This is a genomic window from Chromohalobacter moromii (genome assembly GCF_023091865.1).
GTDB classification, from domain to species: Bacteria; Pseudomonadota; Gammaproteobacteria; order Pseudomonadales; family Halomonadaceae; genus Chromohalobacter; species Chromohalobacter moromii.
In genome coordinates this window covers 550,741-576,969 of the sequence record NZ_JAHXDI010000001.1, presented here as the reverse complement: position 1 = coordinate 576,969, position 26,229 = coordinate 550,741, and the positions used below count along the sequence as shown (strand labels likewise).

The window sequence follows — 26,229 nt, the reverse complement described above, 5'->3', positions numbered from 1 at the left end:
GACAATAGCCCCCCATATGGCACTTTCCGCGACCCTCACAGTCGCGTTCAACATCGTCCCGTCCACCTCCGCACCGTGGACGCAGACCCTGAATCAGGCTCGCGCATGCTCGCCCAACTCTTCGCTGTCATGGCCCCCGTGTTCGTGGGCGCCAGTATCGGATTTTTCTGGATACGCCTGGGATACACGTATCCCACCGACTTCGTCACCAAGCTGGTCTTCAATGTCGGCACGCCGTCGTTGATCCTCGCCTCGCTCTCCGGCGCCAACATCGATGCCCATATCTTCGGGCGTACCATGCTGAGCACGCTGGGCGTGCTCCTGGTCATGGCGCTGGCTACCTGGCTGATGGCGATCCTACTGCGCAAGAACTGGCGCGTGCTATTGGCGCCCATGATGTATCCCAACACCGGCAATATGGGCTTACCGGTGGCACTTTATGCGTTTGGCAGCGAGGGCTTCGCCTACGCCATTACCGTGATGGTGACGGTCGCCCTGGTGCAGTTCACCTTCGGCGTGATGATGATCAGCCGCAGCAATCCGCTGAAGAGTCTGCTGCGTACGCCCACCGTGTATAGCATCCTGCTATCGGTGGCCATCCTGCTGACGGATACCGACCTGCCGTTGTGGATCGACAACACCGTGGAGTTGATCTCCGGCTTCACCGTGCCCTTGATGCTGATCACCCTCGGCGTCTCGCTGGCCAACATCCAGGTGCGCAGCTTGTCCTCGGGGCTCGCCTTCAGCCTGCTGCGCACGGTACTCGCCGTTTGCGTGGCCTTCGGCGTGGGGTGGCTTCTAAACCTCCCGCCCCTAGCGCAGAGCGTGCTCGTGCTGCAAATGAGCATGCCGGTGGCCGTCTACAACTATCTCTTCGCGCAACGTTCACGGCGCGAACCGCAATATGTCGCCAGCCTGGTGTTCTGTTCCACTTTACTGGCCTTCATCTACGTGCCACTGCTGCTGGCGCTGTTCATGTAGCGGGTGTGCCCTGGCGCATGGCGTGTAATTGTCAAAGCACACATCTCTGTTATTCTTCGTAATGAACGCGACGTGCAGGAAGCGCGCGCGTTGTTGGCAAACGTTCAGGAGGAACCGCCATGAATTGGGATCAGATAGAAGGCCGTTGGACGGAGATCAAAGGCAAGGCCAAAGCGTCCTGGGGCGAAATGACCGACGACGAACTCGACCAAGTCGCCGGCAAGCGCGATCAATTGATCGGCAAGCTGCAAGCCAAATACGGGATCACCAAGGAAGAAGCCGAAAAGCGCGCCGATGACTGGGCTCGTTCGATCTAATTACCCATCCTGCCAGCGATTCGACACCCATCGAATAGATAGAACCGACGAAGAAGGAGCTTCTCAATGCGCCATTCACTGCATCGTATGACGCAAACCGCCATTCTCATCGGCGGCCTGAGCCTGACAGGGGCTGCCCTCGCGCAGTCCGAGACGCAGCCTCAAGGGCTGTACTCGGCCGATGAATTGATGGATGCTGACGTCTTTCTCACTGAAAACCCCAATGAAGATGTGGGTGATGTCGAGGACGTGCTGCTAGGCGAAGACATGAGCGTTCAAGCCTTGGTCATCGAAACCGGGGGCGTACTCGACCTCGGCGATACACATCGTGTTATCGATCGCGACAACTTTACCCTCGAGACACAGAACGCCGATGACCTCGACGACTTGGACTATCGCGTCACGCTCGACATGACGCGCGATGATGTCGCCAAGCTACCTGAGTACGATAACGACTGGTGGCAGGATGCCAAAGGGCAGGCCCGCCAAGCATGGAAAGACACCAAGCAAGGCGCCGAAAGCGCTTGGCAAAGCACCAAGTCGGCTACCGCCGACCTGCTGGACGATGCCAGCGATGCCATCAGCGACTGATCGTCAGACTCTCCGCCCATAACGGGTGAAGGCATGAAAAAGGCTCGCCATGATGGCGAGCCTTTTTCATGTCGACTTAGCGGCAACGGAACTAACGAGCCGCTCTCGAGACGTCCTTGAGAAAGCCCAACACGAAAAAGGCCACCCGAAGGTGGCCCATTCCGCGAAGCTTATATCACTTGGCACCGACGCAAAGCGCGGCGATACCGCAATACCTGGCTCGCTTACTGCTGGCCTTGGACCATGCCCTGAACGCGCTTCATGAGCTGCGGATCCTGCTGGATCGCCTGGCCAATGGAGTTGAACTCTTCGACGCTCATGCCGCTGTCTTCGACAACGCTGACCATCTCTTCATTGGCTTTTTCACGAAGCTCTTTCTGCTTGGCTTCGTCATCCGCGTTCTGAAGCTGCTTGGTGTACTTCTGGGAAACTTGAGCGATTTCCTCAGACGCATCGGCGAACTGCTGAAGCTGTTCGTCAGAAAAATCTTGAGAGGACGCACCTTGAGTCTGGGTTGTCCCGCTTGCTGCCGGGTCTTCCTGCTGTGCCATGGCGGCCTGTGCCGCTACCATTCCGGTCGTCAGCATAGCCGCTGAAACAAGAGCAGTGATCCGTTGCATGAATACCTCCAGGTTATTGCGTGTGCGTAGCCATTGTGACGCCACTGTAGTGGGTGAGTTCACATTTTTCCTGTAACAGAGTGTAAATGCTCACGCGCCATTCAACCAGGCCACCAACGCCTCGATTCCATGACGCACCGTGGCAAGCTCAGGCACGGCCATCGCCGATTCGAGATCGTCGGGGTAGTCGCGTTCCAAAAGCGCCGCGCCATCGAAGTCCACATAGGCCAAGCGCGCCGTCAGTTGCGTCGATTCGCAGCCAAATGCGCTGCCCGGCAAGAGCGCGATGCCGGCCTCTTCGAGCAACCTGGCGGTCAACTCGGCGCTGGTGGCAATCCCACGCGCTCGTAGTATCTCGCGATATGCACTGAAATCGGGGAACAGATAAAAGCCTCCATCCGGCGCGTGCGTGCGAATTCCAGCCGCCTCAAGACGTTGCGCGCACCAGCGTCCGATCGCACTCAACCATTGCCGCTGGGCCTCGAGATACGCTTCCAGCGCCGGCGTCACGCTATACGCGGTGATCGCCGCCGCTTGGACCGGACTCGCCACGCTCGACCACGTTTCCGAGGCGAGCCCCAGCAAGCGCGTTAACAATGCATCGCCCAGCGCTTCGGGCACATTCAACATACCCAAGCGCCACCCCCCGGCACCACACCACTTGGAAAGCCCGCTAGTGGTCAACGTACCCTCGGGGTAATCGAGTGCGAAGGGACGATGTTCTCCGCGGTGATGAAGCGGCCCGTAGATCTCGTCGGAGAGCACCAGCACGCCATGGCGCTTGGCGACCGCGGCCAGTTCACGCTGCATCTCGGGCTCATACGACAGCCCCGTGGGGTTGCCAGGCGCATTGAGGATCAGCAGCCTTAGACTCGGGCCATGCTCACGGCAATGCCGGTCGAGCTGTGCCGGCGTAACCAGCCAGCGGCTATCGAAGCTTGTTTCCAGCCTCACCGCCGGCTGTCCCGCGAGTCGCGCTTGTGGCGCATAGGAGACCCAGGCCGGCGCCGGAATGAGCACTTCGGCACGTGGCAGGGCCTTCATCAGTGCAAACAGCAGCAGCTTGCTCCCCGGGGCGATCAACACGCGTTCGGCTCGCCAATCGGTGCCCTCCAGGTGGCGATGGAAAGCCGCCACCTGTTCGCGCAGCGCCGCCATACCCTGCACCGGCAGGTAGGCTTTGTCGGCGGCGTGTTCGGCCAGCGTCTCCACCGCAGGGGGAAAGACCGGAAATGGCGACTGGCCGAAACCGAACTTGGTGATGCGCCGCCCCTGCGTTTCGAGTAGACGCGACTGCTCGTTGATCAAGAGCGTATCCGAGGCGGCGGTGGCGTTGTGATCGTCGGCGTAGCCCCGGTCCAGCCATTCGGCAGCGCTGGGAGCGGGCCCTGGGACATCGGAGGCAGAGACAGAAGTGGTCATGGCAAACTCCAGAGAAGCGGCAAAAGAAGCGGTGTAAGCGAACACGTCACTCGACGTGCAGACGCGAGATCAGCGCCTCGCGCTGACGCAAGGCAAGCACTGCGTCATGCCCCATCTCGCGGGCCACGCGGGACAACAACAGCTCGACGAGCATGAACAGGCTACTCATGGGGTTGAAGAAGAAGGCGCCCTCGGCCGGCGCAAGCAGCGTCGATTCGCTCAACGCGGCCAGCTGCGAGTTGGAATGGTTCGTCAACGCCAGCAGCGAGGCGCCCTGCTCCACCGCCAGCCGGCAGTAGTCGATGCTCATCCGCGACTCGGGCCTAAAGGCAATACCGATCACCAGATCACCTTCGCCCAGCCGTAATGCCTGCTCGACGCTGACACCGGCGTGTCCCGAGACCAGGTGCACACCATCGCGCAGATAATCCAGGTAATACGCCAGGTAATGCGCGGCCCCGAAGCTGGCCCGCAGGCCGATGACGTGGATACGCTGGGCCCGCTGGATGCTAGCCGCTGCCGTGGTCAGTTGCGCCGTATCCAGCGTGTCCACGGCAGCCGATAGATTTTGCATCTCCTGCTGCCATAGCGCGCGATCATCCGCCAGCGCGTCGCCCTCGGCGCGGGGCGTCTCACCGAAATCCAGCAAACGCTGGGCACGCGTGGAATAGAAGGCGCTATCGCTAAGATCCTCACGAAACAGCGCCTGCAGCGCCTTGTAGCCTTCCAGGCCGAGCGCGTGTGCTAGGCGCGTCAGGCGCGAAGGGTTTACCCCGTGGTGCTGCGCCAACTGCGAGATACTCGACAGGCTCACTGACTCGGGCTGGGCCAATAGGGCTTCGAGCAAAGCGAGTCCCTTAGCGGAAAGCTTCAGGTCGGCGGCGTCACCACGTCGAGCACGCAGCGCCAGCAGTTGCAGGTCGGCATAGCGCCGGGGAGGCAAGTCGACATTCTCGGCGGACATGGGGCGGGCTCCTGACACCATTCCCTGAAAGGGTTCTGCTTCCAGATTAGGCATCCGCCTCCCGTATTGCAAATTAATTTGCAATACGGGAAATAAAATATCGAAAACTACCTCGGCTGCAGTCCTCTGCCATACTGGCAGTACTCCCAAAGGAGTGATGCCATGCAAAGGAGTGATGCCATGCGAACCGCCCTGCTTGCCTGCTGGATGCTCGTGCTGCTTGGCCCGGTGAACACCGCACATGCCGCCGACCCCGCCAATCCCTTGATCACCGACCACGGGCTTTTTCGTCCGCTGGTGATCGTCTCCCCACAGCGCGACGACGATTACCAGCGCATGCGGACTCAGCTCAGAGCCAGTCACGCGAAATTCGAGGCACGTGACATGGTGCTCTACCGGGTAGAAAACGGGCAGGGATATCGCAACGACGAGCCGATGACTCGCTTCGAGACTCAAGCTCTGTTGAAGGCACTGACGCTAGATGACGACGCACCGCTCACCACGGTGCTCATCGGTAAGGACGGCGGCAAGAAAATGCAGCTGGAGGGGTTCGTGGCGCCGGAGACTGTCTATCACATCATCGACCAGATGCCGATGCGGGCAGCGGAGCGCGACTGACCGCTCCGCCTCGCCCTTCTCACGCATCAGCGCCAGCACGCCAACTGACGCAGGTGGACATCACGCGCCTGCCCCGCCGCCACCGGTGTCAGCCATACCTCGGTGCCCGGCTGGCATTGCGCCAAGCGCGCGCAGGCCAGCGGCGTCAGCGCACCGAGTCGCGGATAACCCCCAATGGTCTGGCGGTCGTTGAGCAAAATGATGGGCTGGCCATCGGCGGGCACCTGGACGGCACCCAGCGGAATTCCCTCGGAGACCATTCCCTCGCCCTGATAATGCAGCTCGGGGCCGGTCAGGCGCACGCCCATGCGGTCGGTGCGTTGATCGATTGTCCAAGCGGTATTGAAGGCCTCGAATACGCTGGTGCCGCTGAAATCGGCAATTTGCGCGCCGCCGACCAGCGCCAACGTCACGCGCTCTCCATCTCCGGGTAACGTGCCCACCCCCGAGGGCAACGTTCGCTCGGGGCCGGCACCGCCCGACCATGTCAGGCAATCGCCTTCGGTCAGCACGCGCCCCTGGCCATCGAGCCCACCCAGGCTTTCGCGCACCGTGCTGGCCACGCTGCCCAGCACCGGCGTGGCATCGAGTCCGCCCGGAAAGGCGAGATAGGCACGCAGACCGGCTCGAGGACTCTCGAACGCCAGGCGCTGCCCGGCAGCGATCGTAAAGCGGCACCCTGGCACTAATGGCTCATCGTCGAGGGTCGCGCCTAGATCAGCCCCCGTCAGGGCCAGCGTCGCCGGAGCCTCAGCGTATAGGGTCAGGCCGCCCACGGTAATTTCCACGCCGGGGGCTTGCGGCGCGTTACCCAGCAGCCAATTGGCCCACCCCAGCGACACCCAATCGGCGGCACCGCCCTGAGTCACGCCGAGATGGCGTACCCCAAAGCGTCCGCCATCTTGTATCAGTGCCAGCGGCCCCGCACGTTCGACGATCAATCCCTTCATGCCTGGGCCTCCGTGGGGGTGTCGCCGCGCTCGGCCAGTGGCGTCGGATCGCCACCCTGTTCAATGAATGCCTCGCGGGAGATAGCCTCGAAACGCACCTTATCGCCGGGGCGAAATAGGCTATAGCCTTCCCGGTCGCGCCCGAACAGTGCCACAGCCGTACGTCCGACGATGTTCCAGCCGCCCGGCGAGAGCGTGGGATAAACCGCCGTCTGGCGCTCGGCGATGGCCACGCTACCGGCGGCGACTTTCTGACGCGGAGTCTTCAGGCGCGGCGTGGCCAACGCATCGTCGAGACGCCCCATGAAGGCGTAACCGGGTGCGAAACCCAACGCGAAGACGCTGTAGTCCCGCGCGCAATGCCGCGCGATGACGTCCTCTTGACTGCCCCCCAGACGCTCGGCAATGCGCTCGAGCTCCGGCCCGACACTAACGTCGTACCACACCGGAATCACATGCCGCTGGCCTTCGCCACTCGTCGCGGGCGTGAGGCCTTTCAGCGCCTCGCTCACCCGGGCTCGAGCGGCCTGCAGATCAAGGCGTTGGATATCGTAATGCACCAGCAGCGTGGTGTAGGACGGCACCAGATCGATCAGCGCCTCGCCGAAGGCCTCGCGCAAGGCTCGGTCGGCGGCTAGCATCCACGGCATATTCTCTTCGTCGATGTTGTCGAAAAGGCGCACGATGAGACTGTCCATGCCCACCGTTTCGATACTTGGGTCGCTCACCGACTCACTCCCGTGCCAGACCATCGAAGGCGTCACGAATGGCGCGCACAGCGGCCACCGACTCAGCATTATCGCCGTGGACGCAAAGCGTATCGGCGGCTAGACGCAGCGTGCTGCCGTCGTTGGCGGTCAGCGCTTCGCCCTTGGCGAGCGTCACCGCCTGCGCCACGATGGTCTCGCGATCATGGTGGACGGCACCCGGCTCGCGCCGCGACACCAGCCGTCCCTGGGAGTCGTAGGCGCGGTCGGCGAAGGTCTCGAACCACAGCGTGACGCCCATTTCCTCGGCCAGCGCCCGCATCGGCGCCGGGTCCGCCGTGGCCATGGCGAGTAGCGGCAAGGTGCGATCATAGGCCAGCACGGCGCGCATGGCGCCGCGCAAAAGCTCCGGATCGCGGGCCATGTCGTTGTACAGTGCGCCATGGGGTTTGACGTAGCTCACGGTCGTGCCCTCGGCGCGGCACATGCCCTCCAGCGCGCCGATCTGGTACAGCATCATGTCCTCGACTTCGCGCGGCGAACAAGCCAATGAGCGACGCCCGAAGCCTTGCAGATCGGGATAGGCGGGATGCGCGCCGACACGCACGCCGTGTTGCACGGCCAACGCCACGGTACGCCGCATGATGTCGGGGTCGGAGGCATGAAAGCCACAGGCGATATTGGCGCAATCGACATAGGGCATGACCTCGTCATCGAGGCCCATTTTCCAGTTGCCGAAGCTCTCTCCCATGTCGCAGTTGAGGAGCGGAAGGGACATGAACGTGACCTCTTTTATTGTCGTCGGCTTTCACGGTTTGGATATTTCACTCTAAGAAAGCCCACGAGGCGCGGTCCAATCGTTTTTCGCGATGCACGATATCGGTGGAACCTTTCAGCGCGGCGCGGGAAAACGAGTTGACGCCGCACAGCGCCGGGCTAAAGAATCGAGGCTCACGAATGCCAATCACAACTGACACCGAGGATGCTCCCATGGCCGTAAGCGATCCCTTCCATCTCGCCGTGCAGGTGCGCGACATCGACGAAGCCCGGCGTTTCTACGGCGACTTCCTAGGCTGCCCCGAGGGCCGCTCATCGGAGAGCTGGGTCGACTTCGACCTCTTCGGCCACCAGTTCGTCTGCCATCTCAACCCTGCCCTGAAGGACACCGCCGTGGCCAGTCACAAGAATCCGGTGGACGGTCATGGCGTGCCGGTGCCGCATTTCGGCGTGGTTCTCGAGATGCAGGCCTGGCAGGCCCTGGCCGACAAGCTAAGCGCTCATGGCATCGCCTTCGAAATAGAGCCCTACGTACGCTTCAAGGGCGAACCCGGCGAGCAAGCCACCATGTTCTTCTACGATCCCTCCGGCAATGCCCTAGAATTCAAGGCCTTCAAAGATCGCGAGACACAGCTGTTCAAGAAGGCATAGCTTTTCAGGAAGACATCGCTTTTCAAGAAGACAGAGTACTCGACGCCGCTTCCTTTTCGCCGCGCGGGAATCGCGCGGCGACCTGTGCAGGATCACCGATGTTCGATTTCAAGGAACTCGAGGCGTTCGTCTGGGTGGTGCGCCTGGGCTCGTTCCGCAAGGGCGCGACCAAGCTGCACCTCACCCAGCCATCGATCTCGGACCGTATCACCCGGCTCGAAGACAGCGTCGGCGAATCGCTTCTCGACCGCTCGGCGCGCCCCGTGCAACCCACGCTTCGCGGCCGCGAGTTCTTCACCCATGCAGAACGTCTACTCGAGGGACGCGACGAGGCCATGCGCCTGTTCCAGGACGAGGAATCGTTCTCCGGCACGCTGCGCCTTGGGGTTATCGAGACCATCGCCAGCAGTTGGTGCCCGACCTTCATGCGCCGACTGGCAGAGCGCTATCCGCAACTGACCATCGAGTTGATGGTGGATATTTCCCCCTTTTTACATCAACGCCTGGCCGAGAACGATCTCGACATGCTGTTCGCCATGGACGGCCTAGCGCCGGGTCTCTCTGCCATTCAGACGCCGCTTTGCACCTACGAGATGGGTATGTTCGCCGCCCCCGAGCTAGCCGCCGCATTACGCCATGGCGATATGGCGACCTTCGCCGACACGGCGTTCATTTCCTTCAGCAAGCAGGCGCGGCCCTACAGCGAGCTGGTCGCCTACCTCACCGCGCTGGGCATCGACACGCCACGCATTCACTCCACCAGCACGCTGATGACCATCATGCGCATGAGCATCGAGGGGCTGGGCATCGGCGTCTTACCGGTCGCCACGGTACGCGATGCCGTGGAGGCCGGTAACCTGGAGCGTCTGACGCTGGAAGAACCCCTGCCACCGATGATCTATGACGCCATCTGGCGCCGTTCCAACTACCCGAGCTTCTGCGCCAGCGTGGCTCGCCTGGCCAAGCAGTGCGCCGCCGATTACGCCCAGGATCACGGAAAGCTTTCATCACCGACCACTATGAAAGGTTACGTCGATACTTGACATCAGAATTAACGATTTGACGCCAACGCATCGCCACTTGAAGAATGAAATCGTCTTCCAAGTTCAATAACAATGAGGAATTGAACATGCGTACGATGCATTCTTTCGCCTGGCTGGCGGCACTCGGCTCGCTTGGCATTGCCAGCAGCGCCATGGCCGCGCAATGGAACCTCGCCACACCCTATGGCGATGCCAGCTTTCATACTCAGAACACCAAACAATTCGCCGAGGACGTCGCCGACGCTACCGACGGTGAACTGGACATCACTGTGCATAGCGGCGGCTCGTTGATCGCGCACTCCGAGATCAAACCTTCCGTGCGACGCGGCACCGTCCAGGCGGGCGAAGTGTTCCTTTCGTCGCTCTCCAACGAATCGCCGATCTACGAAGTGGATACCTTGCCGGGACTGGCCGGGAGCTACGAAGATGCCTACGACCTCTGGCAGGCCTCCAAGCCGATCATCACCCAGATGTTCGCCGATGAAGGCCTGATGCCGCTGTATGCCGTACCGTGGCCGGCGCAGGGCATCTATACCGACTTCGAGCTGACCGATGCATCGCAGTTCGAGGGGCTGCGCGTGCGTGCCCCCAACATCAACACGCAACGCTTCGTCGAGAATCTCGGTGGCACGCCCACCGAAACCGAAGAGGCCGATATTCCCACTGCGTTCAGCACCGGACGCGTCGACGCCATGATTACGTCGGTCTCCACGGGTAAGTCGATGTCAGCCTGGGACTATGTCTCGCATTACAGCGATGCCAACTTGTGGCTGCCCAAGAACATCGTGTTCGTCAATAAACGTGCCTTCGACCAACTCGATGACGAGACGCAGCAAGCCGTGCTGGATGCCGCCGCTGAAGCCGAACGACGTGGCTGGCAGGCCAGCCGCGAGGACAGCGCCGAGAGCGCCAAGGCTCTGAAGGAACACGACATCACGATTTCCAAGCCCAGCGGCCAGCTGGCCAAGGATCTCGAGGCTGCCGGCGACTCGCTGTTCGAGAACTGGCAGGAACGCGCTGGCGATCAGGCCAAGATGCTGATCGAGCGCTATCGCGAGCGCCAGGCCGACGACTGACGCGTCACATCCGACCCAAGACGACATTCGACGCTTCGTGATCGCCATAATGCATGGCGGTCGCGAACGTTAGATGACGTCTTCGCCCCCGATTCGTGAGTGACCGACATGACCTACCGACTCGACAGACTCTATCGCCTCGGCGCTTGGGGCGCCGCGGCTTGCATGCTGGCGATCTGTGCCATCGTCACCGTTCAAGTGCTACTGCGCTGCCTGGATGCGTTGCTGGTCCTGGCGGGCAACGCGCGCCTGGGGCTCGAAATTCCCGGCGTCTCGGAAATGGCCGCTTATCTGCTGGTGGGCGCCACTTTTTTAAGCATAGCCTATACCTTCACGCACCACGCACATATCCGCGTGACGCTGGTCATTTCACGTCTGCCACCGCGTGCCCGCGTATGGGTCGAGACACTCTGTCTGCTGGTGGCGCTGGCGCTTAGTGTACTGCTCACTTGGGAACTGGTGGGCCTGGTGCGTGAAAGCCTCGAATACAACGATGTGTCCTCGGGATTGCTCGCCATTCCACTATGGATACCGCAAAGCGTTCTCGTCGTTGGCATCGCTTTGATGTGCGTGGCGCTCCTCGAAACCTTGTTGGGTACCCTGCGCACGGCTTTCACGGCCCCTGCTTCTTATGTGGCACCCGAGCCACAGGACGGTGACTCATGATCCGCCATACGCGAGAGGATACCTTGTCATGCTGACCCTCAGTCTCGTCACGATCCTCGCCCTGGCGCTGCTTCTCGGCGGCGGCGTATGGATCGCCTTTGCCCTGCTGGGAACTGGCTGGATCGCCCTGACGTTCTTCGGCAGTTTCGAGCCCGGCCCCATTCTGGCGTCCGACTTCTGGGGCGCCAGCTACGGCTGGGATTTGACCGCTCTGCCGATGTTCGTATGGATGGGAGAAATCCTGTTTCGCTCGGGGCTTGCGGACAACATGTTTCGCGCCCTGGCGCCCTGGCTCAACCGCCTGCCGGGACGCTTGCTGCATTCCAATATCATCGGTAGCGGCCTGTTCGCCGCCGTATGCGGCTCTTCGGCGGCGACCTGCGCCACGGTCGGCAAGATGACGCTGCCCGAGCTGGAACGCCGCGGCTACGACGGTAACCTTGCCATCGGCACGCTGGCCAGCGCCTCGACGCTGGGCCTGCTGATTCCACCTTCGATCATGATGATCGTCTACGGCGTGGTGACCGAGCAGTCAATCTCGCGGCTATTCATCGCCGGCATTCTGCCGGGCTTACTGCTGCTGGGTCTGTTCATGACCTACCTGATCGGTTGGTCGTTGCTGGTCGGCAACCGCCAAGGGCGTGCCGGCGAGGGCGCGGCCCACATGCCGTTCGGACAGAAGCTTCGCAATAGCGCCCAGTTGATCCCACTACTGGCGCTCATCGGCGGCATCCTGGGCAGCATCTACGGCGGGCTGGCCTCGCCCACCGAAGCCGCCGCCGTCGGCGTGGTGCTGTCGATGCTGATCGCGCGGGGCAACGGTCACTTCAACAAGGCCATCTTTCTCGACTCGCTCTTCGCGGCGCTGCGCACGGCGTGCATGATCGCCTTCATCATCGCAGGCGCCTCTTTTCTCTCCTCGGCAATGAGTTTCACGCAACTGCCCATGCAGCTCGCTAACGCCATCGCCGAGATGGGACTGTCCCCAACCATGCTGCTGGTGGTTCTGACACTCTTCTTATTGGTACTGGGCTGCTTCCTCGACGGTATCTCGCTGATCCTGCTGGTCACGTCGATCATCATGCCGCTGATCGAAGGCGCAGGGATCGACCTCATCTGGTTCGGCATCTACCTGGTCATCGTGGTGGAAATGTCGCAGATCACACCGCCGGTCGGCTTCAACCTGTTCGTCATTCAGGGACTGACCGGCAAGGACATCATCACCATCACCCGCGCTACCCTGCCGTTCTTCTTGCTAATGATCCTCGCCGTGGTGCTATTGCACCTGTTCCCTGGGATCGCATTGTATCTACCGCAAGCGATGAACTGACCGACATACTCCCTCAGCACAACGCCAACCCGCCACAACCCCAACGGCCGCTGGTATGCTCCAGCGGCCGTTGGGGTTCGGGTCAAAATAGCCTGAAAGACTTACAGAGGTTTGACGCTCGGCACCGGTGCGGTGGCGTCCTTTGCCAGCGGATTACGCAATGGTAGGGCGAATGGCTTGGCGTCGATTTCGAACACATCTCCCGGCTGAGCACTGATACCGTCGCTGAAGCTCAGTGTCGCAGTGCCGAAGAAGTGCACATGAACGTCACCCGGCCGACAGAACTGCGCGTACTTGAAATGATGTGCCTCGAGATTGGCGAGGCTGTGGCACATGTTGTCTTCGCCGGAGATGAACGGTTTCTCCCATAGCACACCGCCGTCGCGCCGGATGCGCGATGTGCCCTGCACGTCGTCGGGCAGTTCGTCGACGAGCAACGTCGGGCCGAAGGAACAGGCACGCAGCTTGGAATGCGCCAGGTACAGGTAGTTCTCGCGCTCGGTGACATGATCCGAGAACTCGTTGCCCAGCGCATAGCCGATGCGACGCGGCGCGCCGTCGTTGTCGATCAGATACAGCCCGGCGATTTCGGGCTCTTCGCCGCCATCCAGCGCGAAATGTGGCATGCGCAGCGCCTCGCCTGGGGCCATGACGATGCCGCCATCGCCCTTGTAGAACCACTCCGGCTGCACGCCGAAATCATCGCCGGTCGGTTTACCGCCCTCGAGCCCCTTGCGGAACATCTTCATCGAGTCGGTGAGCGGCGCTTCGCTCTGATCTGCCTCGTTCATTTGGCGGTGCATCTTGTCGCGCCCCTCGGCACTGCCGAGATGCGTCAACCCGGTGCCGGTGACCAGCAAGTGCGCCGGGTCGGGATGATCGAGCGGTGCCAATAGGCGGCCTTGATCGGACAATGCCGCGGCGTCGATACGGGCCTCTCCCGGCCACTCGGCAACCAACGCGGCAAGCCCGACATTGCGATCGAGCGCCGTGAGTGCCAGGGCTAGCACGCTATCCACGTCATCTAGACGACGCGCCTGTGTCGGATCGTCTTCGATGACCAGGACGAAACGCTCGCCATTGTCGTTCCGAGCTTGTGCGAGTTGCATGTTATGGGCTCCTGAAGGTCGAGTCGGTGACGGTGGGTCGCTCAATCGTGATAGACCACGCTGCGCCCGCCATCAATGGTGATACAGCTTGCGTTGATGAACGGTGCCTCGTCGGAGGCGAGAAAGACCGACGTCATGGCGACCTCCCGCGGCGTTCCCAGGCGCCCCGGCGGCAACAGCGCCTCGATCCGCTGCCTGGCCGCGTCCGGCTCGTCGAATCGTTGCCAGTGTGCCTCGACCGCGGGCGTAGCGATATACCCCGGCGCGATGGCATTGACGCGCACGCCTTGTCGAGCGTATTCGATGCCCAGCGACCGCGTCAGCCCTATCAAACCGTGCTTGGCCACCGCGTAGGGAAAACAGCCCGGCAGGATGGAAAACGCATGCGTCGAGGCCACGTTGATGATGCTGCCACTCGCCTGCGCGAGCATGTCTGGCAACACACCGCGCGCGCAGTGCCAAGCGCCTTCCAGATCCACTGACATGCAGCGCTGCCAGGCAGCCTCGGGCATTTCAAGCGGCGTGTGGAAGACGTTGCGCCCAGCATTGTTGATCAGAGTCGTGACCGGCCCATGCGCCTCGCGTGCCGCGTCGAGCGCCATGTTCACAGAAGCGGGATCGGCAATATCGCAGGCGATCGCCACAACCACCCCGCCGGTATCGCGCAGTTGCCGGGCGACGGCTTGCGCGCCTTCGAGATCGATATCCGCTAGCGATACGTGCGCACCTTCCTCGATACAGGCCTCAGCCATGGCCCGGCCGATGCCGGCCGCCGCTCCGGTAATGAAGACATGTTTGCCATGCAGGCGCGGCGCTCTTTCCGCCATCGCACGTCACCCCTTGGCGCGGCGTGTTTGTTTCCAGCGGTCGAACATCACCGCCAGCAGCAGGATCGCCCCGCGTACCAGATACTGATAGAAGGTGGGCACGTTGAGTAGCCCCATCGCGTTCTGTACGCAGCCCATGATCAAAACGCCGACTAGCACGCCGGTGATCGAGGCCACCCCACCAGACAGCGAGACGCCACCCAGCACACAGGCGGAAATCACCGCCAGCTCTAGCCCCATCGAGGTGTTGGGGTCGCCAAGCCCCATGCGCGAGGCCAACAGTACCCCAGCGATGCCCGCGACAACGCCCTGAAGGGCGAACACGGTAATCTTCAGACGACGGACGTTGACCCCAGCCAAGCTCGCCGCCTCGGCATTACCACCGGTCGCCAGGGTGTTGCGTCCGAACGCCGTCATGTTGAGCACGATTCCGAAGACCACGAAACACGCGATCATGGTCCATACCGGCAACGTCAGCCCCAGAAATGAAGCACTGCCCAAGTCGAAGAAGCTCGGCACGGTGACCATGACCGCATCACCTCCGGAAGTGATGTAAGCCAACCCGCGCACGAACTCCATCGCTGCCAAAGTGGCAATCAATGAATTGATGCCGAACTTGGATACCACGAAGCCATTGAAGGCCCCCACCGCGCCACCGGCGGCGACCCCCACGAGCACGCCAATGAAGACGCTGCCCGAGGTCGACGTCACAACGGCAGCCACCACGCCGGTAAAGGCGACGATGGAGGCGACCGACAAATCCACCTCGCCGAGGGCCAGCACCATCATCATGGTGGTCGCGATGGTGCCGATCAGGGTGACCGAGAGTAGCAATCCGACGATATTGCGGCCGGTCAGAAAGTCCGGCACGAATATCGCCAAAGCGATGAAGAGGACGAAAAAAATCGCAATCAACCCGGAGGTGTCGAGCAACGTGCGCAATGCCTTGGCCCGCGGTTTTGGCGCCGTCGGCGAGGTGTCGGTAGCGGCCATTTTGTTTGTGCTCATGTGGTCAATCTCTTCATGTTGTTAGCGGGTGAGCAATGCGATTGATGGCAACTCAAGCCGGAAGCGCCAGTCCCAGCAGGCGCTCTTGGGTCGCCTGCTCGCGCGGTACGATATCGACCAGGGCGCCATCGCGCATGACACCGATGCGATCGCAGATCGAGCTGACCTCAGCGAGGTCGCTGGAAATCACGATCACGCCCTTACCCTGGTCCGCGAGGTCATACAGCAAGGTGTAGATATCGCGTCGAGCCCCCACGTCGATGCCACGCGTGGGCTCGTCCATCACGAACAAGTCGATCTCCTCCGCCAGCCAGCGCCCGACAATCACCTTCTGCTGATTCCCCCCCGAGAGGGTATTGATCGGTGTGCGATGGTTCGGCGTCTTGATACTCAAACGCTGGATATAAGTCTTGGCGTTATCGGCTTCACGCCCAGCATGGCGAAACACGCCCCAGCGCTTGAAGAAGCGCCGACAACTGATATTGAGATTGTCAGCGACACTCGCCACGGGAAAGATTCCCTGGGATTTGCGGTCCTCGGGACACATGGCGATGCCCGCACGAATCGCCTGTTGAGGCGAGGTAAAGACACCGGTTTTGCCGCGAAACGTCACCTGCCCTTGGCTCGCCTTTTCCACGCCACACACCAAACGCATCAACTCGCTACGCCCGGCGCCAACAAGCCCGAAGAGACCGAACACTTCGCCGCGTTTCACCTCCAGACTGACCGGCTCGTTCACGCCCCGCCCCTGAAGACCGTCGATACGCATCAATACGTCGCCCATGGCACGCTGCCTGAAGCCATAAACGTCCTCGATTTGACGCCCCACCATCTCGCCGACCAAGGTGTCTTGATTGACGCCGTCCAACGTCTCGTGGGTGCAAATATGGCGCCCATCGCGGAATACCGTCAGCGCATCGCACATCTCGAAGACTTCTTCCATGCGGTGCGTGACATAGAGCACCACGCGCCCTTCCTCGCGTAGCCGCGCGACGATGCGCTTGAGCTGCCGTGTTTCCTGCACGGAAAGGCTGCTCGTGGGTTCGTCGAAGGCGATGATCTTGGCGTCACGTAATAGTGCACGGCCAATCTCGATCATTTGCTGTTGGCCGATGGACAGCTCTCGCACCTTGGTGGCCGGATCGATCTCCCCCTCGCCGAGATCTTCGAGAATCTCCCGAGCACGCGCCTTCATGGTACGCCGGTCGATGAAGCCGCGACGCTCCGGCAACTGTCCCAGCAACAGGTTCTCGGCCACCGATAAGTTGGGTGACAAGGTGAGTTCTTGATAGATGATCGCGATGCCGTGAGCCAATGCCTCTCGGGCGTTGGTAAAGACATACGACTGGCCATCGATCCACAACTGGCCCGAGGAGGGACGGTTTACGCCGCTGAGTACCTTGAGCAAGGTCGACTTCCCGGCGCCGTTCTCGCCCATCAAGGCATGCACCTCGCCGGCCTTCGCAGCAAAACTCACACCGTCGAGCGCCCTCACACCGGGAAACTCGACGGTAATATCATCGAAACGAAGAAAAGCCTCGGACATACGGCACTCCTGAAGGAAACAAGCATGCCCGCGACGTGGCGCGGGCATCGATCTTACAAACCCAGCTCTTCCCGTACGTCTTGCCAGTTGTCCCGCGTCATCAGCTTACCGGTCGTCTCGGTATTGGCCGGCGGTTTCTCGCCTTCGGTAATCCACTGGTAGAGGTTGTCCGCCGACTGGCGCCCATGCATGGTCGAACTCACGGCAACGGTACCGTGGAAGCCAGTAGGCGTCTCACGCGAGAACTCCGCGAACGCCGCGCCGGAGCCGTTGATGCCCACGCCGATGACCTGTTCCGGATCGAGTCCGTACTGTTCACTCGCGCGTACGCCGCCTAGCACGCTCTCTTCGTTGAGGGCGTAGATCACCCAGTGCTCGAAATCGCCACGCTTGGAGAACACCGGCGATGCCGCCGAAAAGGCGCTGCTGGTATCGGTATTTTGCTGCGGCGCATCGAAGATGTTGTCCTTCTTGAAACCGGACTCGAGCAACGCAGCCGTGGCGCCATCGGTACGCTCTTTTGCGGTAGGCAGTTCATAGTTGGTGATACGCAGTGCGGCGACCTCGTCCGGATCCCAGCCGCGATTGTCCATCTCTTCGGCGATGGCGTTACCGACTTGCTCACCGATCTTATAACCGGACATCCCCAAGTGCGGCACGTTCTCCATCGGCTCGCCATCGCTGCCGATAAAGCGATCGTCGACGGTCACCACTTTCATGCCATATTGCTTGGCACGGTTCATGATCGCTGGCCCCAGCCGCACATCCGGCGGACAGATCACGAAGCCCTGAGCGCCTTGCGAGTTGAGGTTATCAATGGCACTCAACACTTCCTGGCCATCTTCGCCCGACAAGCGCACCACTTCGAAGCCTTTCTCTTCACCCAATGCGGTCGCGGCCTCTTGCTCATTGATGAACCACGCCTGTTCGGGCTTCTTGACGATGAAGCCCATCTTGACGTCCTCATCGCTCTGGGCTTGTGCCGTCAACGGCCCAGCGCTCAGCGCCAAGCCCACGGCCATCCCCAGTAGGGTACGTGTCATGGGTCGTAGCGTACGCGTCTTAGGTGTTGTTAATGACATCCGGCGTCCTCCTGGATCCCTTCGAGGGGTTGTTGTTGTGCTGCAGAACAGGTTTCTTAACAGTCTGAACAATAGGCATCAGCGAAATAACCGACTAATGCCACTTGACAGAAATACCGATATCCATTTTGTTATTGTTTTCTCCTGAGGCCAGACACCATGAGCTCCTTGCCCACTGACTGGTTCATGAAGGTGCGACTAAAGTTGCGCCATTTGCAGTTGTTCATCGCGCTAGACGAGCTGCGCAACCTGCACCGCGCCGCCGAGCGCCTGGGTATGAGTCAGCCGGCGGCATCCAAACTGCTGGGTGAGCTAGAAAACCAGCTCGGCCTCGTATTGTTCGACCGTCACCCGCGCGGCATCGCCCCCAACTGGTACGGCGAGACGGTGATTCGACACGCGCGCGGCATCATGTCGTCGCTTCATCAAGCAGGCGACGAATTGAATGCATTGCATGCGGGCAGCGCGGGGAGTGTTTCGGTGGGGACGGTGATGGCGCCAGCCGTCACGCTGCTGACCAGCGCGGTGGAGCGCGTGCATCGCGACCGCCCCAACCTCAAGGTCAGCATCGACGTGGATGTCAGCCACGAGCTGATTCCGCGTCTCATGGAAGGCGAATTCGATTTCGCCATCGCGCGAATACCATCGACGCTGCCCGCGGGCGATTTCGTCTTCGAAGAGATCGGCGAGGAGGCGCTGTGCTTCGTGTGTCGCGCCGACCATCCGCTCGCCCAGCGCGAGTCGCTGAACCTGGCGGCGATGGTCGACTACCCTTGGGTATTGCAGCCGCCCGGCGCCTTGATGCGCCAGCGGGTCGACCATCTATTCCTGCATCACGGCGTGGCGTTGCCGCGTCAAATCGTCGATACGCCGGACATCCTGGTGGCGCTGGCCATGGTCGACAAGTCGGATACCGTGACGGTGACCACGCGGCAGGTAGCGGACCTGCTCTGCGACCAGCCGCGCTTTCGCATTTTGCCATTCCCAGAGGCGCTGAGCGTGCAGCCCTACGGGCTGGTCAGCCTGCGCGAACAGCGGCTTTCGCCCGGCGCGGCGGCGTTGATGTCGACTCTGCGCGAGATCATCCGTGGTCGATGAGTCACGCCCTCAGCAAGGCACGCTTACTCGTGGAAAGCATCGACGCTGACGCGCTGACCAAGCAGGAAGGCATCGGCGACATGCCGTAGCGGCGCGACATCGACATCACTCTCACCATGAGCGATGAGCTCGGCGAAGCGAGCGTAGAGCCCGGGGTACTCGGCATCGCCGCCTTCCATTACCACCTCATCACCGACGGTCAAGCGACTGCCGCCCTGGGTGAGTGACAACGGCCCGGTATCGGTCTCGATGTAAATATCCCAGGTCTGCGGTCCCGTCTGGCGCCAGTCGAACTCGGCTCGAATATCGGCATCATGTGCATCGCGGAACGCCAGCGTCGCCGCGATCGGTCCCTGCCGATTGGCCGGCACTGCAAGCTCGCCCTGGGTGAGAAAGAACGGTTCGGGCAGAATCGCAGTGATGATCGACAGCGCGTTGATGCCGGGATCGAAAACGCCCAGGCCACCGGCTTCCCAGATCCATTCCTGGCCGGGATGCCAGCGCCGTACGTCTTCCTTCCATTGCACGTTGACCGAACGCACGCGACGCCCACTCAGCCACTCACGAGCTTGAGCGACCCCCGCCGCGTAACGCGAATGCCAGGTTGCGAACAGCGTCACGCCGGCACGCTCGGCCTGAGCACGCAGATCTTCAACCTCGCTCAGCGTCGCACCCGGCGGTTTTTCCAGCATCACATGCTTGCCTGCGGCGATGGCCGCGCGCGCCTGGCGATAACGCACTTGCGGCGGCGCGCACAGCGAAATCGCCTGGATGTCCGGACGCTCATCGAGCAAGGTCTGGATATCGCGAAAATGCGCGACACCCTCCAGCGACGCATTACGGCTGGCCACGGCATCGAGCGTGAACGCCGCGCTGTCATGCAGGGCGGGCACGTGCTGGTCGCGTGCGATTTTGCCGAATCCGACGATGGCCACGGAAGTGGAATTCATGAAGGCTCCTTATCTAATAAAAGCGACTGCAATGACGGCGGCCAGCACGATGACAACGCTTACAGGCGCTCAAGGTAAGCGCTACCGCCCAGTTGACGCATTTGCTGCCGAATCCACTGGCTGCGCTGCTGGATGTACGCCGAGGGTCGCGACGCGCTCCACTCGCGCGGATTGGGCAGAATCGCCGCTAAGCGGCTAGCCTGCGCTGCGCTGAGTTGGTTGGCGCTCACACCGAAGTAGTGCTGCGCGGCGGCTTCTAGGCCGAACACGCCGCTATCCCACTCGACGATATTGAGATACACCTCGAGGATCCGCTCCTTGGGCCATAGCAGTTCGATCAAGACCGTGAACCAGGCTTCAAACCCCTTGCGCACCCAGGTCCGATCGGTCCAAAGGAACAGGTTCTTGGCGGTCTGCTGACTGATAGTGCTGGCGCCGCGCAGGCTGTCGCCACTGAACCAGGCGTCTAGTGCCTTCTGCATCTGGTTGAAATCGAATCCGTGATGCATGGGAAAGCGCTGGTCCTCTGAGGCGATCACCGCCAGCTTGGCATTGTCGGAAAGCGACGCCCATGGCCGCCATTGCTGGTGGATCGAGATCGGCTCGCCACTCACCCACGACTCGATCTTGCGCTCCAGCATCACCGTCGAGCCGAACACCGGTACCACGCGAAACACCAGCACCAGGAGCACCGATAGCCCCACGAAGCCAAGTATCACGAACAATAAAAAGCGCAGTCCCCTGCGCAACCAATCCCGCGTCATGCGTTAGCCTTATTGGGTCGCAGCATCATGACGAAGGAGTATATCAGGCCTGCCCGTTAACAGACTGCCGCATAGCCCGACGTCAACCTACTGCGTGTGCCGATAGCCATCTAATGCGTTTCGTGGCCAAAAGCGATATCTATTCGATTATCATATTCGCATGCCCCCTAATAAACGGATACCACCCTGCACACCCAAGACCAAAGGCGTGATACCAAAGTAGTGCGATATGACATCCATATTAGTGTGCTTGCAACCCCGCCCCGGTCATTCGATCATGGGTCGTGCCGGTCCTGATACCAGGGTCGCCGCCTCCTTACCGTGATACCCGGGAGCATCGCCATGTGGCCGCAACGTGAACTGCTCGACCGCCTCGCCATCGAACTGCCCATCGTCCAGGCTCCCATGGCTGGCGCCAACGACGCGACACTGGCCATCGCCGCTAGTCGAGGGGGCGCGCTGGGCTCCATCCCTTGCGCCACGCTCGCCCCCAAGCGCATCGAGCAGGAAGTCGCACGGTTTCGCGAGCATGCCACCGGCCCGCTCAATCTCAACTTTTTCTGCCACTTGCCGTCACCGCCCGATCCCTGCGCCGAAGCTGCCTGGCGCGAGCGCTTGGCACCGTTTTATCGCGAGGCGGGACTCGACCCCGAGGATGCCGCCCCGGCCGCCCAACGCACGCCCTTCGACGAGGTCCAGTGCGCGCTGGTCGAGCGTCTGCGTCCCGAGGTCGTGAGCTTTCATTTCGGCTTGCCGGACGCGCCCTTGCTGGCTCGCGTGAAGGCCACCGGCGCCACCGTCATGGCCAGTGCCACCACCGTCGCCGAGGGGCGCTGGCTGGCCACCAACGGTGCGGGCATCATCATCGCCCAGGGGCTCGAAGCCGGCGGACACCGTGGTGTTTTTCTGGAGGATACCCGCGCGGACACGGTGGCCGACGCCATGGCCCGCCAGCCCGGCACCTTCGCGCTGGTGCCGCAGCTCGTCGATGCCATCGACCGGCCCGTCATCGCCGCCGGCGGCATCGGCGACGCACGCGGTGTCGCCGCCGCCTTCGCGTTGGGTGCCTGTGGCGTGCAGCTCGGCAGCTACTACCTGTCCACGCCGGAAAGTCTGATCAGCGACATTCATCGCGCTGCCCTGACCAAGGCCCGCGACGACAACACCGTCGTCACCCGCCTGTTCTCCGGCCGCCCGGCGCGCAGCCTCGTCAATCGAGTGATTCATGAGCTCGGCCCGCTCTCGCCAGCCGCCCCGCCCTTCCCCACCGCCGGTGGCGCGCTCGCTCCGCTCAAGCAAGCCGCCGAGGCCCAAGGACGTGGCGACTTCTCATCGCTGTGGGCCGGCCAGGCAGCGGCACTGGCGCTCCAGGGCGACGCCGAGACTCTCACGCGCCGACTGGGCAACGAGACGCTGGCACGACTCCAGACGCTGGCTCCGCGTTGATCACGCCCCCGTCACCCTGACTTGCCACCTCCGACGATCAGCCCGTTGAAAGACGACCTGCAAAGCCGTCATAATCCCTTAGCCAACAAAATATCGTCACGTTATCGATTCGCCTGCTTTCGTCCTCAGCGACGTCGCATCCGCTTCCGGTAACGCCCACGACACACAAGGACAAGGCTTTGCATCCTCTCTCGCTGGCACCCGCTTCCCGGTGCCATCGCTCCCTCTGCATCGGTGGTCGCGCATGACGCAGGTCGACCGGCTCTTCGAACGCTACGGCCCCCGCTACCGCCTGTGGGTCACCCTGACCGTGATGCTGGGACTCGTGGCACTTGGCATGTCGATCACCATCGTCAATGTAGCGGTGCCTTATATAAAAGGCGCGTTCGGCATGAGCGATTCCCAGGTCCAGTGGCTGTCGACCGGCTTTCTGGCCTCGACGACCGTTTCGCTGCTCGTCGCGCCGTGGCTGGTCTCCGCCGTCGGCCAGCGCGCCACCTTCATTGGCTTGCTGGTCGTGTTCATCGCCGCCTCGTTTCTGGGGGGGTTGGGACAAGGCATGGGCATGCTCGTTGCCGCGCGCGTCATCCAAGGCGGAATGACGGGGCTGATCCGCCCGGTGGCGATGCAGGCGCTGTTCGCGGCTTATCCGCCCGAAGGACGCGGCATGGCGACAGCGATGTACGGCATGTGCCTGGGACTGCCGCTGACGCTGGCCACGGTGATCGGCGGCTGGCTGGTCGAGCATTTCACCTGGCGCTACGTCTTCTTCGTGACCCTACCGATCTGCGTGGCGGCGGCGGTGATGGGCTACTTCTTCCTGCCCTCGCGAGAACAGAAGGGCCCGCGCCCGCCCTTCGACTGGGCCGGCGTCGTGCTGCTATTCGTTGCGGTTTTCTCACTGCTCGCGGCGCTTTCCAACGGCCAGCGCTGGGGCTGGTATGACCCGCGCGTGCCGGGCTTGATCCTCATCGCCCTCGTCTGTGGCACCGCGTTCGTGGTTTGGCAGAAGCGCACCGAGCATCCGTTGATGGACCTAGCGATTTTCCGCAATCGCGTGTTCGTGGTCGGCACCCTGGCGATGTTCCTGTTCGGTGGCACCTTCTACGGCATCATGTATTTGCTGCCTCAGTTCGTGCAGTCGGTGCTGCATTACAGCCCGATCACCGCCGGACAGATCTTTCTGCCCTCCACCGCCGTGCTGGGAGTGCTAGTGCCACTAGTGGGCTGGTTGAGCGACCGTCACCCACCGCACCGACTCACCATGCCGGGGCTGGCCTGCACGATGTATGCGGTGTGGTTGATGGCACAAATGGACTGGAATACCTCGTTCGCGTACCTGGCGACGGCGATGGGCATTCTGTCCATCGGCATGGCCGCGTTTCCTCCGCCAACACTTTCCAACGCCATCGCCGGACTGCCCCGGCACCTGACCGGCCACGGCTCCGGCGCTATCAACTTCGCGTTGCAGCTCGGCGGTGCACTGGGCACGGCGGCGTTGGTCATTCTGCTCGACCGGCAAACGGTACAGCATGGACAAGCGCTCAACGCGGGCGTCAACGCCGATAACGCCCTCGCCCAGCAGCAACTCCACCAGCTCGCCGAGCTGGCTGGCCATCTCGGCACCTCCGCCACCCAACAAGGTGCCATGGCCGGATATCTGATGGAACGTATCGAGACGATCTGGGCATCGATCCTCGCTTATCAGGATGGCTTCTGGGTGCTCACGGGGAGCCTGTTCATCGTCGCGATCCCCTCGCTTCTGCTCAGCCGCTGGCGCGCCACGACGCCCAAGTGACCACGACGTCTACGTAACGCACGTTTCGACCAAGGACACTGTCATGACCAACGACACCACCATGACCGATGACACAACACCACAGGCAACCGACAAACGCCGCCTGCCGCCGCGCGGCAAGTGGCTAATTCTGGCGATTCTCGTCGTGCTCTGTTTGATCTGGCTCGGCTTCGCCATCGCTCATCGCGTGACCCACGTCAGCGCTCAGGACGCCCGCGTCATGGCCGATCAGATCACGGTCAGTAGCCGCCTGGACGGTCGCATCACCGACTTCACGCTCACCGAGGGCGATACCCTGAAGCAAGGTGACGCCGTGGCATCGCTCTACAGTAAGCCCGATGAGCGCAAGATGGCATCGCTCGAGGCCAACGTCGCCGCGCAGCAGGCTCAGCTCGACTACGAGAAGGCACGTTTGGCGATGGCCCAAAAGCAGCTTGAAGGCGGCATGAACTTGACCCATCAAGACCTCGAGGCCAGCCAAGCCGCCGAGGAAGCCGCCCAGGCACGACTCACCGAGGCCGAACGCGAGTTCAAGCGTGCCGATACGCTGTACAAGAAGAACTCGGTCTCCGAACAGCGTCGCGATCAGGATTATTACGCTTATCAGGCCGCCAAGGCCGAGCACGCCCAGGCACAGCAAGAAGTGGAAGTCAGCCAGGCGCTGGCCGATAACGCTCAGGTGGGCTTCATCAACGGTTCGCAGATGCCATTGCCCAACCCCGACGTGCTGCAAAAACAGGTGGGAATCGCCGAACGAAACCTCGCCGCCGCCCGAGCCAAGCGCGACGAGGAACGCCTACGCCTCGACGACCTGCATATCACGAGCCCCAGCAACGGCGTAATCAACAAGACATTGGCCGATCAAGGCGAATACATCAGCGCTGGGCAGCCGGTCCTGATGATGCACGACCCCGACAAACTCTGGGTCAAGGCTAACATCAAGGAGACCGATATCGGCGAGCTGCGTCAGGGCCAACCGGTCGCGATCACCGTCGACGCTTTCCCGGACGCCACCTTCAAGGGCCATGTCAGCGTCATCGGCCGAGCCGCCACCAGCCAGTTCGCGCTACTGCCGGACCCCAACCCTTCCGGCAACTTCACCAAGATCACCCAACGCCTGCCGGTGCGCATCCAATTCGACGATGGGCCGACCGAGCTGATCGGCCCTGGGATGATGGTCGAGGTGGATATCGACGTCAGCGACGCCGAACCGCGCGATCACGGCTGAGTAAGACGGGCCTATCGCAAGTGATTGCTCACTTCAAGCCTTCGGCCTGCATGGCGCGCTGAACCGAGTCCCGCTCGGCGATGCGCGCCACGAAACGCTGCAAATGGGGCCACGCGTCCAGCGAGACATCCACCACCTGCGCCCAACTGAGCACCGTAAATAGGTAAGCGTCCGCCACGCTGAAGCGCTCGCCCATCACGTAGTCACGCGACGTCAGGCGCTCGTTCATCAGCGATAGCCGCGTCTCGAGATTTTTCTGAGCGATACCACGCCAGGTCTCGCCGCTATTGGGCTTGAAGAACGGACTGAAGTTCTTGTGCAGCTCGGTGGAGATGAAGACCAGTTGGCTCAATAGCTCGAAATACGCCTTGCTACCCGGGGAAGGCGCCATCTCGGCCTCCGGTGCGAGATTGGCGACGTAGAGAAGAATCGCCGCCGCCTCGGTCATCACCTCACCGTCGTCCAACACCAAGGCGGGCACGTACCCATTGGGACTGATCGCCCGATAATCCTCGCCGCTCTCCGTTGTCTTGGCAGCCAGATCCACTTTCTCGATCTCGTAGGTCAACTCCGCCTCTTCCAGCGCGATATGCACGGCCATCGCGCAGCTACCCGGCTTGAGATACAGCTTCATGTCATGCGCTCCATGATTGTCCTATT

The 26,229-nt window shown here is 61.9% G+C and carries 27 protein-coding genes; 13 read left to right on the top strand and 14 right to left on the bottom strand.

From position 1 onward, the window contains the following. Nucleotides 1-105: 105 nt before the first annotated feature. The 3 genes from KZO83_RS02650 to KZO83_RS02640 all read left to right on the top strand — a co-directional run bounded on the left by KZO83_RS02650 (nucleotide 106) and on the right by KZO83_RS02640 (nucleotide 1,889). Nucleotides 106-981: an AEC family transporter gene (locus KZO83_RS02650; RefSeq protein WP_247619656.1), complete on the top strand. Its 876-nt coding sequence runs from the start codon at nucleotides 106-108 to the stop codon at nucleotides 979-981. Between the two features lie 119 nt (nucleotides 982-1,100). Next, complete coding sequence (locus tag KZO83_RS02645; RefSeq protein WP_075369904.1) at nucleotides 1,101-1,298, top strand: CsbD family protein; 198 nt, start codon at nucleotides 1,101-1,103, stop codon at nucleotides 1,296-1,298. Nucleotides 1,299-1,364: 66 nt separating this feature from the next. Then, nucleotides 1,365-1,889: a hypothetical protein gene (locus KZO83_RS02640; RefSeq protein WP_075369903.1), complete on the top strand. Its 525-nt coding sequence runs from the start codon at nucleotides 1,365-1,367 to the stop codon at nucleotides 1,887-1,889. Between the two features lie 224 nt (nucleotides 1,890-2,113). On the opposite strand, the gene KZO83_RS02635 is transcribed toward KZO83_RS02640, so the two are convergent. The 3 genes from KZO83_RS02635 to KZO83_RS02625 all read right to left on the bottom strand — a co-directional run bounded on the left by KZO83_RS02635 (nucleotide 2,114) and on the right by KZO83_RS02625 (nucleotide 4,895). After that, nucleotides 2,114-2,509, bottom strand: a complete 396-nt coding sequence (locus tag KZO83_RS02635) for a DUF4168 domain-containing protein (protein WP_178997988.1) — start codon at nucleotides 2,507-2,509, stop codon at nucleotides 2,114-2,116. Nucleotides 2,510-2,599: 90 nt separating this feature from the next. After that, a complete protein-coding gene (locus tag KZO83_RS02630) occupies nucleotides 2,600-3,931 on the bottom strand; it encodes a pyridoxal phosphate-dependent aminotransferase (RefSeq protein ID WP_247619655.1) in 1,332 nt (443 codons plus the stop codon). 46 nt (nucleotides 3,932-3,977) lie between these two features. Next, on the bottom strand, nucleotides 3,978-4,895 hold the full coding sequence (locus tag KZO83_RS02625; RefSeq protein WP_247619654.1) for a MurR/RpiR family transcriptional regulator: 918 nt from the start codon (nucleotides 4,893-4,895) through the stop codon (nucleotides 3,978-3,980). 180 nt (nucleotides 4,896-5,075) lie between these two features. On the opposite strand from KZO83_RS02625, the gene KZO83_RS02620 reads away from it, so the two are divergent. Continuing rightward, on the top strand, nucleotides 5,076-5,513 hold the full coding sequence (locus tag KZO83_RS02620; protein WP_247619653.1) for a DUF4174 domain-containing protein: 438 nt from the start codon (nucleotides 5,076-5,078) through the stop codon (nucleotides 5,511-5,513). A 26-nt stretch (nucleotides 5,514-5,539) separates the two neighbouring features. Here the strand turns inward: KZO83_RS02620 and KZO83_RS02615 are convergent, their stop codons facing one another. From KZO83_RS02615 to KZO83_RS02605, 3 genes are read right to left on the bottom strand one after another with little or no spacing between them, the layout of a single operon-like run. Beyond that, a complete protein-coding gene (locus KZO83_RS02615; protein WP_247619652.1) occupies nucleotides 5,540-6,463 on the bottom strand; it encodes a 5-oxoprolinase subunit C family protein in 924 nt (307 codons plus the stop codon). After that, nucleotides 6,460-7,215 (bottom strand): 5-oxoprolinase subunit B family protein, encoded by a 756-nt coding sequence (locus tag KZO83_RS02610; RefSeq protein WP_247620168.1) that lies wholly within the window; start codon nucleotides 7,213-7,215, stop codon nucleotides 6,460-6,462. The genes KZO83_RS02615 and KZO83_RS02610 overlap by 4 nt, the downstream gene beginning before the upstream one ends. Next, the gene (locus KZO83_RS02605; protein ID WP_246939858.1) at nucleotides 7,196-7,948 is read right to left on the bottom strand and encodes a 5-oxoprolinase subunit PxpA; all 753 of its coding nucleotides are present in this window, start codon (nucleotides 7,946-7,948) and stop codon (nucleotides 7,196-7,198) included. Before KZO83_RS02605 ends, KZO83_RS02610 begins: the two co-directional genes overlap by 20 nt. A gap of 212 nt (nucleotides 7,949-8,160) precedes the next feature. Between KZO83_RS02605 and KZO83_RS02600 the strand changes: the two genes are divergently transcribed. From KZO83_RS02600 to KZO83_RS02580, 5 genes are all read left to right on the top strand, one after another. After that, the gene (locus tag KZO83_RS02600; protein ID WP_040244289.1) at nucleotides 8,161-8,598 is read left to right on the top strand and encodes a VOC family protein; all 438 of its coding nucleotides are present in this window, start codon (nucleotides 8,161-8,163) and stop codon (nucleotides 8,596-8,598) included. A gap of 98 nt (nucleotides 8,599-8,696) precedes the next feature. Beyond that, nucleotides 8,697-9,641 (top strand): LysR family transcriptional regulator, encoded by a 945-nt coding sequence (locus KZO83_RS02595; protein ID WP_247619651.1) that lies wholly within the window; start codon nucleotides 8,697-8,699, stop codon nucleotides 9,639-9,641. Nucleotides 9,642-9,736: 95 nt separating this feature from the next. Beyond that, nucleotides 9,737-10,717: a TRAP transporter substrate-binding protein gene (locus tag KZO83_RS02590; protein WP_418904298.1), complete on the top strand. Its 981-nt coding sequence runs from the start codon at nucleotides 9,737-9,739 to the stop codon at nucleotides 10,715-10,717. A gap of 108 nt (nucleotides 10,718-10,825) precedes the next feature. Next, nucleotides 10,826-11,383 (top strand): TRAP transporter small permease, encoded by a 558-nt coding sequence (locus tag KZO83_RS02585; RefSeq protein ID WP_247619649.1) that lies wholly within the window; start codon nucleotides 10,826-10,828, stop codon nucleotides 11,381-11,383. A gap of 28 nt (nucleotides 11,384-11,411) precedes the next feature. Further along, nucleotides 11,412-12,713, top strand: a complete 1,302-nt coding sequence (locus KZO83_RS02580; RefSeq protein ID WP_247619648.1) for a TRAP transporter large permease — start codon at nucleotides 11,412-11,414, stop codon at nucleotides 12,711-12,713. A gap of 101 nt (nucleotides 12,714-12,814) precedes the next feature. Here the strand turns inward: KZO83_RS02580 and araD1 are convergent, their stop codons facing one another. From araD1 to KZO83_RS02555, 5 genes are read right to left on the bottom strand one after another with little or no spacing between them, the layout of a single operon-like run. Then, the gene (gene araD1, locus KZO83_RS02575; protein WP_247619647.1) at nucleotides 12,815-13,822 is read right to left on the bottom strand and encodes an AraD1 family protein; all 1,008 of its coding nucleotides are present in this window, start codon (nucleotides 13,820-13,822) and stop codon (nucleotides 12,815-12,817) included. A gap of 41 nt (nucleotides 13,823-13,863) precedes the next feature. Further along, complete coding sequence (locus KZO83_RS02570) at nucleotides 13,864-14,649, bottom strand: SDR family oxidoreductase (RefSeq protein WP_247619646.1); 786 nt, start codon at nucleotides 14,647-14,649, stop codon at nucleotides 13,864-13,866. Between the two features lie 6 nt (nucleotides 14,650-14,655). Beyond that, nucleotides 14,656-15,657 (bottom strand): L-arabinose ABC transporter permease AraH, encoded by a 1,002-nt coding sequence (gene araH / locus KZO83_RS02565; protein ID WP_178997967.1) that lies wholly within the window; start codon nucleotides 15,655-15,657, stop codon nucleotides 14,656-14,658. A 52-nt stretch (nucleotides 15,658-15,709) separates the two neighbouring features. Next, a complete protein-coding gene (araG, locus tag KZO83_RS02560) occupies nucleotides 15,710-17,203 on the bottom strand; it encodes an L-arabinose ABC transporter ATP-binding protein AraG (protein WP_247619645.1) in 1,494 nt (497 codons plus the stop codon). A 53-nt stretch (nucleotides 17,204-17,256) separates the two neighbouring features. Further along, nucleotides 17,257-18,246, bottom strand: coding sequence for an arabinose ABC transporter substrate-binding protein (locus tag KZO83_RS02555; protein ID WP_247619644.1), 990 nt, complete (start codon nucleotides 18,244-18,246; stop codon nucleotides 17,257-17,259). 198 nt (nucleotides 18,247-18,444) lie between these two features. Here KZO83_RS02555 and KZO83_RS02550 point away from each other — a divergent pair, with 198 nt between their 5' ends. Then, on the top strand, nucleotides 18,445-19,383 hold the full coding sequence (locus KZO83_RS02550) for a LysR substrate-binding domain-containing protein (RefSeq protein ID WP_247619643.1): 939 nt from the start codon (nucleotides 18,445-18,447) through the stop codon (nucleotides 19,381-19,383). 23 nt (nucleotides 19,384-19,406) lie between these two features. On the opposite strand, the gene KZO83_RS02545 is transcribed toward KZO83_RS02550, so the two are convergent. Both KZO83_RS02545 and mtgA read right to left on the bottom strand, forming a co-directional pair. Beyond that, nucleotides 19,407-20,333 carry a Gfo/Idh/MocA family protein gene (locus KZO83_RS02545; RefSeq protein WP_247619642.1) on the bottom strand — a complete coding sequence of 309 codons (927 nt, stop codon included), beginning with the start codon at nucleotides 20,331-20,333 and terminating at the stop codon, nucleotides 19,407-19,409. Nucleotides 20,334-20,392: 59 nt separating this feature from the next. Further along, a complete protein-coding gene (gene mtgA / locus KZO83_RS02540; RefSeq protein ID WP_247619641.1) occupies nucleotides 20,393-21,097 on the bottom strand; it encodes a monofunctional biosynthetic peptidoglycan transglycosylase in 705 nt (234 codons plus the stop codon). Between the two features lie 342 nt (nucleotides 21,098-21,439). On the opposite strand from mtgA, the gene KZO83_RS02535 reads away from it, so the two are divergent. The 3 genes from KZO83_RS02535 to KZO83_RS02525 all read left to right on the top strand — a co-directional run bounded on the left by KZO83_RS02535 (nucleotide 21,440) and on the right by KZO83_RS02525 (nucleotide 25,569). Next, a complete protein-coding gene (locus KZO83_RS02535; RefSeq protein ID WP_247619640.1) occupies nucleotides 21,440-22,543 on the top strand; it encodes an NAD(P)H-dependent flavin oxidoreductase in 1,104 nt (367 codons plus the stop codon). 244 nt (nucleotides 22,544-22,787) lie between these two features. Then, nucleotides 22,788-24,341, top strand: a complete 1,554-nt coding sequence (locus KZO83_RS02530) for a DHA2 family efflux MFS transporter permease subunit (protein ID WP_247619639.1) — start codon at nucleotides 22,788-22,790, stop codon at nucleotides 24,339-24,341. A 43-nt stretch (nucleotides 24,342-24,384) separates the two neighbouring features. Continuing rightward, a complete protein-coding gene (locus tag KZO83_RS02525; RefSeq protein ID WP_247619638.1) occupies nucleotides 24,385-25,569 on the top strand; it encodes an HlyD family secretion protein in 1,185 nt (394 codons plus the stop codon). A gap of 28 nt (nucleotides 25,570-25,597) precedes the next feature. Here KZO83_RS02525 and gstA read toward each other — a convergent pair whose 3' ends face one another. Beyond that, nucleotides 25,598-26,203, bottom strand: coding sequence for a glutathione transferase GstA (gene gstA, locus KZO83_RS02520; RefSeq protein ID WP_247619637.1), 606 nt, complete (start codon nucleotides 26,201-26,203; stop codon nucleotides 25,598-25,600). Nucleotides 26,204-26,229 lie beyond the last annotated feature (26 nt).